The following is a 474-nucleotide window of genomic DNA, read 5'->3' as shown; positions in this document are numbered from 1 at the left end:
ACTATACCCATACTCCACCCCGAAAGCGTATCACCACCGACACAACGCAGCAACAGCCCAGTGGTCATCCCGCTGGATCAGATTGTTGTAGTGGCGTGGTGACAACACTGGCCGGGCCTGTTCGTCATAGATGAGGCATTCTCGACATCTCATCACAGTGCACGCCGGAGCGTAGCCACTCTCATCATCTTCATAAGATTGGAATTTGTCTACCATGCTATCCCGAACGGCATCCATCAGCTCCTCTGTCTCGTCCTCTGATGTATGGTAAATCCCGTCACCATCCGGTATCGAGTATCTGGTGTCCTCTTCTGCGAGAACAGGATACAAGCGGTACCAGTCAAAGATCGGATTCGTTCCACCAGGAGCCTCGCTCTTCGTGTGACATAACTCAAGGAACGCTCCGTGCGCATTTTCGATTGCCTCTTCTCGTGTTTCGCCGGATACAATCGCGTATAGTCTTATTTTCATAGG

At 51.5% G+C, this 474-nt stretch carries 1 protein-coding gene; it reads right to left on the bottom strand.

All coding sequences use genetic code 11. The annotated features are described in order from the left end of the window. Positions 1-30: 30 nt before the first annotated feature. The coding region (locus EXE47_RS18580) for a hypothetical protein (protein ID WP_158293635.1) at positions 31-474 on the bottom strand (444 nt) is incomplete at its 5' end.

It is taken from the genome of Halorubrum sp. GN12_10-3_MGM, assembly GCF_005435235.1.
In the GTDB taxonomy this organism is placed as follows: domain Archaea; phylum Halobacteriota; class Halobacteria; order Halobacteriales; family Haloferacaceae; genus Halorubrum; species Halorubrum ezzemoulense.
Note: the sequence above shows the minus strand (reverse complement) of the source record. Positions and strands in the feature narration are given on the sequence as shown.